Source organism: Bradyrhizobium sp., assembly GCF_035273305.1.
GTDB lineage: Bacteria > Pseudomonadota > Alphaproteobacteria > Rhizobiales > Xanthobacteraceae > Bradyrhizobium.
In genome coordinates, this window is the sequence record NZ_DATEPI010000051.1 from 1 (window position 1) to 7,159 (window position 7,159).

At 58.6% G+C, this 7,159-nt stretch carries 9 protein-coding genes; 3 read left to right on the plus strand and 6 right to left on the minus strand.

The window, feature by feature from the left end; all coding sequences use genetic code 11:
- The 5 genes from VJV58_RS03440 to coxB all read right to left on the minus strand — a co-directional run.
- Positions 1–391, minus strand: a 391-nt coding sequence (locus VJV58_RS03440) for a cytochrome c oxidase assembly protein (RefSeq protein ID WP_414641391.1), incomplete at its 3' end; no start/stop codon positions are given.
- Positions 379–729, minus strand: a complete 351-nt coding sequence (locus VJV58_RS03445) for a hypothetical protein (protein ID WP_324135945.1) — start codon at positions 727–729, stop codon at positions 379–381. The genes VJV58_RS03445 and VJV58_RS03440, both read right to left, overlap by 13 nt.
- The gene (locus VJV58_RS03450; RefSeq protein WP_324135946.1) at positions 726–1,325 is read right to left on the minus strand and encodes a cytochrome c oxidase subunit 3; all 600 of its coding nucleotides are present in this window, start codon (positions 1,323–1,325) and stop codon (positions 726–728) included. The genes VJV58_RS03445 and VJV58_RS03450 overlap by 4 nt, the downstream gene beginning before the upstream one ends.
- Positions 1,322–3,232 (minus strand): cytochrome c oxidase subunit I, encoded by a 1,911-nt coding sequence (ctaD, locus tag VJV58_RS03455; protein WP_414641392.1) that lies wholly within the window; start codon positions 3,230–3,232, stop codon positions 1,322–1,324. Before ctaD ends, VJV58_RS03450 begins: the two co-directional genes overlap by 4 nt.
- 5 nt (positions 3,233–3,237) lie before the next feature.
- Positions 3,238–4,248 (minus strand): cytochrome c oxidase subunit II, encoded by a 1,011-nt coding sequence (gene coxB, locus VJV58_RS03460; protein ID WP_324135948.1) that lies wholly within the window; start codon positions 4,246–4,248, stop codon positions 3,238–3,240.
- A 202-nt stretch (positions 4,249–4,450) separates the two neighbouring features.
- Here coxB and VJV58_RS03465 point away from each other — a divergent pair, with 202 nt between their 5' ends.
- From VJV58_RS03465 to VJV58_RS03475, 3 genes are all read left to right on the plus strand, one after another.
- Positions 4,451–4,642 (plus strand): hypothetical protein, encoded by a 192-nt coding sequence (locus VJV58_RS03465; protein WP_324135949.1) that lies wholly within the window; start codon positions 4,451–4,453, stop codon positions 4,640–4,642.
- Positions 4,643–5,022: 380 nt separating this feature from the next.
- Complete coding sequence (locus tag VJV58_RS03470) at positions 5,023–5,211, plus strand: hypothetical protein (RefSeq protein WP_324135950.1); 189 nt, start codon at positions 5,023–5,025, stop codon at positions 5,209–5,211.
- Between the two features lie 281 nt (positions 5,212–5,492).
- Positions 5,493–6,593: a S1C family serine protease gene (locus VJV58_RS03475; protein ID WP_324135951.1), complete on the plus strand. Its 1,101-nt coding sequence runs from the start codon at positions 5,493–5,495 to the stop codon at positions 6,591–6,593.
- Positions 6,594–6,728: 135 nt separating this feature from the next.
- Here the strand turns inward: VJV58_RS03475 and VJV58_RS03480 are convergent.
- The coding region (locus tag VJV58_RS03480; RefSeq protein ID WP_324135952.1) for a DUF1236 domain-containing protein at positions 6,729–7,159 on the minus strand (431 nt) is incomplete at its 5' end.

Here is a 7,159-nt window from a genome sequence, read left to right on the forward strand (position 1 = left end):
AGGGGATCGCGCCCGAAAGTCTGCCGAACGCCAACAACGGCGCGGCCACCACCATCAACAGCTCGTGCTCGGTCATGTGCGCGACGAAAAGGCGTTCGCCCAGCCAGTGAAGAGGCGAAGTGACAACGAGCGCCAGGGTCATCCAACCGCACCAGAACGCCGCAGCTTGTCCCCATCCTATTCCGCGACCGAAGCCGGCGGTACGCCAGAGTCTAAGCGTACCGACATAGAAGCAAATGCCGACGAGGTATAGCGGCGCAAGCAGCCAGGGATCGTAGGTCCATGCCGATCCGGCACTCAGGATTCCGGAAACGTCGTGAGCAGACGCACGCGAGAAGGTGAAACAGACAACGCCAGCAAAGGCGAGGGTCGGCCTAATCATCGCAAGCATGAATTGACCACAAGAAATGCGGCAAGCTGGTTCGCAATCGTCAAGCCAAACAGTATGCCCGAGCCAAGACCGAGCCAAGCCAGGAAAGTTCGGGGACCGCCGCCGCTTTCGTTGCTCCACTCCGACACAGCATCGTTGCGGGCCGCGCGCCACGACATCCACCCTCCGGCGAAGGCGGCCAGCGTCAGGACGGCAGTCACCGTGACCAACAGCACGAGGTGATGCGTGCAGCCGCCGGAAACCAGGCTGTATTGAAGCTGTGTGTCGATGGCCCACGCCGTGGGCCCGATTGCAAGGCCCGCCCAGTAACTGCGCAACGTCACTTGGATTTGGGTCATAGTCGCGGCACCCAATACAGCAACAGGTATATCGGAAGCCACGCGAGCACGACAAAGTTCCAGTAGAACGCATTATCCGTGGCGTCACTGAACCGGCGCGGCGTCGCATGTCTTGTGAACATCAGCACCGTGAGCACCACTGTGTCCACGAGGTCGGTCGCCAGGTGGGTCGTGTGCAAGCCTAGAATGACCCAGACCACTGAACCGTAGGCGTCGGAATCCCACCGCGTGTTCAGGTGCGCAAACTCGAAAGCCCGGATGATCAGCAGCGCAATGCCAATCAGAGACATCACACTAAGCCAGATGCGAACGCGTCCAAGATCCAGCCGATGTGCCACTCGGTTGGTGATTTCGTTCGGAATGACGCTCGCTAGAAAAACAACGGTGGCGAGGGTCCCCGCCCATAAATCCGGCGGAGGTGAACTGATCGGCCATTTCGGGTTGGTCGCCTCTAGATAAAGATAGGCGCCGATGGATATCGCAAAACCCATTCCCTCGATGGCGATGAATCCCATCGAGCCCCACCAGGGCGCGCTCGCGGGCCCAAATCCATAGGTCGGCAGATCGGCAACCTGGCGCGCGATCTTCTGTTTCACTCCTCATCCTCCCTGTCGCCGGTCGGCCAGAACCAGCCGATCAACGCTGCGGCAACAGGCGGCGTGCCCCACACCACCGCCCACGGCGTAAAAATCGAGCCGATGAAGAAGATGCAAACGGCAATGGCTGTGATAAGCGGCCAGATGCTTGGCTCGGGTGAAGAGCTGCGCGTGTGCGGCTCCGAATCCGTCACCGAGCCCAACAGCACTTCGCGCTTTTGGACGCTTAGGCCGCCAACCACCGAGAGCTGGTCTGTGTCGGCCCAAAGCGGGTCTCGATGATTGATCATGGGAATGCGGGAAAAATTGTAGGCCGGGGGCGGTGACGTCGTCGCCCATTCCAATGTCGATGCTTCCCACGGATTGTCGCCGGCGGGAGCGCCGCTATAGCGGCTATAGATCACATTGAGGAGCAACAGGACGAAGCTTGCCGCAAATATAACGGCTCCAGTGCTCGAGAGCATGTTGAGTCCGTCCCACCCGACGTCGGCTGTGTAGGTGTAGACCCGGCGTGGCATTCCGTTGAGACCGAGAATGTGCATCGGAAAGAACGCCACATTGAAGCCGACAAACGCCATCCAGAAATTCCATTGGCCGATGCGCTCGCTGAGCATTCGTCCGACAATCTTCGGATACCAGTAATAGACAGCGCCGATGAGCGGAAACACCGCGCCGCCGATCAGCACATAATGGAAATGGGCCACCACGAAGTAGGTGTCATGAACCTGCGTGTCGATCGGTACCGAGGCAACCATCACTCCGGTCAAACCGCCCAACACAAAGATCGCTATGAACCCCAGTACGAACAACAGCGGAGTGCGAAATACAGGCCGACCGTCCCACAAAGTCGCCAGCCAACAGAAAATCTGTAATCCGCTCGGCACGGCGATCAGCATGCTGTTGGCCGTAAACAGGCTTGCGCCGAGCTGCGGCAGCCCCGTGACGAACATGTGATGAACCCACAGGCCGAACGCGAGAAATCCGGTTGCTATCAGTGACAATATGATCACCGGATATCCCACGAGCGGCCGCCGAGCAAAGGTGGCGAGGATCGCGGAAACCATTCCGCTACCGGGAATGAAGATGATGTAAACCTCGGGGTGACCGAAGAACCAGAACAGATGCTGCCACAACAACACGTTGCCGCCGGCTGCGGTGTCATAAAAATGCGTATTCACCAGCCGGTCGAGAATGAGCGTCGTGGAGGCAATCATCACGGCCGGCATCGCAAACACCACAAGAAACGAGGTCACGAGCATCGACCAGACGTAAGGGGGGATGCGGTCGAGCGTCATTCCAACCGCGCGCTGCTTGAATACCGTCACAATGATCTCGATGGCGACCGCAAGCGCGGCGACTTCTGTGAAGGTGATCATCTGCGCCCAGACATCGGCACGCTTGGTCGGATTGAACTGCAGGCTGGAAAGCGGAACGTAAGCGAACCAGCCAACGTCGGGGCCGACATTGAGAAAGAACGAAATCCAGAGAAAGCAGCCGCCTAAAAGATAGGTCCAGTAGCTGAATGCGTTGAGACGCGGAAACGCGATGTTGCGTGTGCCGACCATCAGCGGGACAAGATAAACGGCAAATGCTTCCATCACCGGCACGGCGAACAAGAACATCATCGTCGAACCGTGCATCGTGAAGATCTGATTGTATTTGTCGGCGCTCAGGAAGTGCTGCTCGGATTTCGAGAGCTGAATTCGCATCAGGACCGCCAGGGCCCCGCCGAGGAACAGGAAAATAAAAGCGGTGACGATATATCGGCGGCCGACCACTTTGTGATCGACGCTCATCAGCCATCCCAGCAGTGATCGCGGGGTGCCCCATACTCTCGAGAGCAGTTGTGAGAGCTCTGGCTCCTCCACCTGATGATCGCGAATATCTCGCGGTGAGTCACTCGCCAGTTCGGTCACCGCAAGTTCTCCAGATAATGGACGATCGCGATCAATTCGTCCGAGTGGATTGGCATTCTCGGCATGTGGTTGCCGGGCTTGATGTGTTGAGGATCTGCGATCCAGGCGGCTAGCGCCCCCGAGGAGAAATGCAGCGCGCCCGCGGCGATCGTTGTCCTTCCGGCTAGGTGCGTCAGGTCCGGCCCGAGCTGACCGCCTGCAGGCGTGCCTCGGATGCTGTGGCACAAGGCGCAACCCCTTGAGCGAAATAAAAGCTCGCCCTGTTGGGCGAGCGGATCGGGCGGTGAGGCGGCGCTACTAATCTGAGCGTTGCGCCATGTCGAGAATTGGTCAGGAGGAAGCGCCACAACTGTAAATGCCATGTGCGCATGTTGCAGCCCGCAAAACTCTGCGCATTGGCCGCGATAAACCCCCGCTTTGTTTGCCGTAAACTGTATGGCGTTCTGCTGGCCGTTGATCAGGTCCATCTTCCCCATCAGGCTCGGCACCCAGAAGCTATGAATGACGTCAGTGGTCTCGAGCTTGACAGTTACGGGCTTTCCGACCGGGACGCGGATTTCATTTGCGGTGTTGAATTCCAGATATGGGCCGTCCGCTTGGTATTGAATTTCCCACCACCATTGATGTCCGATGACCTTCACCGCGAGTGAGTCCGGAGCCTTGCCGAAAATGGCGCCTTGGGTGCGATAGCTGATGATCGACAATCCCAACACGATCAGAGTTGTTGCGACTCCTCCGACAGCAATGGTTCGACCCGCGGCTCTTTCAAAGGCCGTGCGGATTGCAAGCGGTTGATTCCGGCGGCCGTTAGGGCGGGTGACGCCGAGGAACAGCGCCACCATCACGCCAATCCATACGATCACTGAAATAGCGAGAAAGACGATGAACAGGTGCTTTAGCTGATCGGACTGCGGAGATTGCGGGTCGAGCGCTGATTGCCATCCCGTACAACCGGGAAGCGTTGAAACGATAGCAATCACGGCGGCCAACCGCGCGCGAGTCCTCATGAACACCTCGGAGCCGTAACGCGACGCTCTCAAAGGCAGCAAGAACAAACAAATGTTACGAAAGTTCCGGGCTTACGACCTGCGGCCAGTTGGATGAACCGGCGTCTCAACCGTCACCTGCGCGACCGCGTGCGCGATGTTCAGGCTTCGCCGTTCAGGAACCTAAATCGGGCGCGCGTGTTCTCTGCGATGTGAGGGGGCCATGCTGACCGACCAACAACTCGCCATTCTCAAGGAAATCGACAATTCCGTAGCGTTCGATGGCGGTGCGGGCAATGAAGTCGACACGCTGGTAATTGAAGGCTACGTCGAAAAGGACGGCGACCTCTACCAACTCACGCCTAAGGGCGAGAAGGCACTGCTCGACAACGGTGCACGCATCAACGAACTGTAACCGTTTTCACTCCGAGTAAAGCCGTCTCGGCTGCGGCTGCACACCTTCGACCCGATGCCGTAATGGCCGCTTCGATATCCCGGACGTGAGAACAGGGTGGAGGCTCCAGCAAAGAAAACCCCGTCCAGAGCGGGGGCAGCAGGACGGGGTTCTTCGAAGGACGCGCCCATGGCTGAGCAGCGCTTGGCTAAATTAGTCCATCCAATCCAAGAACTTATGTTCGGAAGCAGACTCTCTCACAAGCTTGTTACCACCATAACTGCCGGCGCTGACGCGGTATTTCACGCGTCTTGGGCGGTCTTGCCCTGAGATGCCGACCCTGGAACGACCAGTTCTGGCGGCAGTTCTTCGATACGCACCGAAGCCATGAGAGAGCAAATATGAGCATGGGAAAGACACCGAACGAAGAAGATCCGCGCGAAACACCAGCTGACGATCCCCGGCAAGCGACGGATTGGCCAAACACGAAACAAACGGACCGGCCCTGGAAGGGAAAAGTCGAAAAGGATCAGCAGAACAAGGGAAAAGATATCGACCTGGAAACATGGCAGGAGTCGAACACCCACTAACCGACATCGACCCGCACGCGAAACGCCAGTCGCCTCAGTCAACAGGTGCGCAAATTCAACCAGAACGGCGCTCGCCTCGGCTAGCGAGAGGATGGCTCTTCGCATATGGCCGCACGATCCGCCCGGTGGTGATTTGCTCGACGCAGTTGATCGCTCTCAGATGTCTAGGTGCGACCCGCTCACGTTCGAAGTCTCCGACGTGGGTTGACGCGCGGAACGAACCTCCCCTGAACGTCTTCGTTTGTCATCTCTCTCAGTGTCATTGAATTCGGAGCCAATTCATGCAGGAGCGTTTCTTCCGGCTGGCCACCGTTCTCCTGTTTTTGCTTGTTGTCGCGCTTTGGTCTCAACCCTATCTGGACCGCCTGCTTTATGCGGCAACCTCTCCCCGACCGGTAACGGCGAGAAGCGAATTGCCGGAATCCGAGCGCGCCACGATCAGCCTGTTCGAGCGGGTCTCTCCTTCCGTGGTTCAAGTCGTCGGAGCAGCGCCGGGTCCTGGTGGCACGGACCTCGAAGGCGAGGGCGTTCGCGAGCAGAGCGGGACCGGCGTCGTGTGGGATGGGGCCGGTCACATCGTCACCAACAATCACGTGGTGAGTGGAACGAAGGAGGTCGCGGTGCGTCTCGCCAGCGGCGAAGTCATTGGCGCATCGATTGTCGGAACGGCGCCGAACTATGATTTGGCGGTGGTCAGACTGCGAAATACAAGCCACTTGCCGGCGCCAATCGCGGTCGGCACCTCGGCCGATCTGAAGGTGGGCCAATCAGCCTTCGCAATTGGCAACCCGTTCGGGCTTGACCAGTCGCTGACTACAGGGGTGATCAGCGCACTAAAGCGACGTCTGCCGACCAGCGGCGGACGGGAAATCGGAAACGTGGTCCAGACCGATGCTGCGGTTAACCCGGGCAATTCCGGAGGCCCATTGTTGGATTCCGCGGGAAGACTGATCGGTGTAACGACGGCAATCATTTCTCCCTCCGGCTCAAACGCCGGCATCGGGTTTGCCATTCCGGTCGACACGGTGAACCGGATTGTGCCCGAGCTCATCGACAAAGGCCGGGTGCCCACCCCGGGAATTGGAATCATCGCCGCAAACGAAGCTGTCGCCACGCGGCTCGGAATTGAGGGTATTGTGGTCGTGCGCGCGTTGCCCGGCTCGCCGGCGGCGGAAGCCGGGTTGCGAGGTATCAATCAGGGGAGTGGCGAACTCGGGGACGTGATCGTGGCCGCAAACGGACAACCGACAAGGCGTCTGTCGGATTTGACCGACCAATTGGAAACCGTTGGCGTCGGTCGGGATATTGAGCTCTCGGTGAAGCGGAACGATCAAACGGTGAAGCTGAAGGTGAAGGTGGAAGACGTCGGTCGGCCGAGCTGAATTCTGCAGCGTCGATCTAGCTCCGAGCGTGCGAAATGCCGCGCGAAGTGCGCAGCTCCAGATGCAATGCGAAACCTGCGTGAAAATGATACGTTGCCGGCGCGATCTGCCACCGGCAACGCGAGGGAAGAAGCCTTAGTCCTCCAACACTGCAACCACTTCAAGCGTGTCCGGGTCCACGAGCACAACTTCATCGTTTGTGACGAAATACCGATACCCTTCATAGTCCGGCAGGTATTCATGGACTTCTTCGGGCAGCGGATATGAAGTGACGTAGCTCGGAATCCGAGCGCCAACACGTACCGGAAAATCAACGCTTGCGGGTTCAACGCGTCGGCGTATCAGCACGTCATGAAGGCGTGCCCGCTGCCGTGTCGAAATGTGCAGTCGGCTCCCACCTTCATAGCGTTCGGCTCTTGCGCCGTACCGTCGATCCTGAAAGCCGCGATCTTCGAAGCGCTCGCCGTAGCGCCGATCCTGGATCCGCCTTTCTCGATCGCGATCGTAATCACGATCGGTTCGAGACCTTCTTTCCTCCCGGAAGCCTTCATCTCCACGGCGACTTC